1 protein-coding gene is annotated in these 397 nt (G+C 46.9%); it reads right to left on the reverse strand.

Annotated features, from left to right (window positions below):
- On the reverse strand, positions 1-363 hold a 363-nt coding region (locus tag GVK91_RS27885), incomplete at its 3' end, for a DUF535 family protein (RefSeq protein WP_369073916.1).
- Positions 364-397 lie beyond the last annotated feature (34 nt).

The following is a 397-nucleotide window of genomic DNA, read 5'->3' on the forward strand; positions in this document are numbered from 1 at the left end:
GAGTAACGCATAATGGTAACGTAACGCCTCCAGCAATTGCTTACGGCTAAGATTCGCCGCAAGGTAAGGGCGATGTAGACGTACAGGCAGTCGCGGCTGGCGCGTTAACAACACATTGAGATTAGGCCAGTGGGAAAGTTCGTTCATCCACTCAACGCTTAAACGCGGCATAATCAACGAGCGCAGCAAAAATTTCTGGCGAAAACTACGGCGATGCAAGAATTTACCCGGCCGACACTGTCCTCGTGCCAGACTAAGAAAAAGTGACAGGCTGCTGAGAGATTCAGATGGCGTAAAGGTCCGTTCAGTTAGCTGCGACATATTCATGAAATCAATGGTTATACATGACGTCGATTTAACCATTGCGTATCTTAACCAAACATCAATAGTGTGATTA

Origin of the sequence: Sphingobacterium sp. 18053, assembly GCF_902706145.1 — a bacterium.
GTDB lineage: Bacteria > Bacteroidota > Bacteroidia > Sphingobacteriales > Sphingobacteriaceae > Sphingobacterium > Sphingobacterium paramultivorum.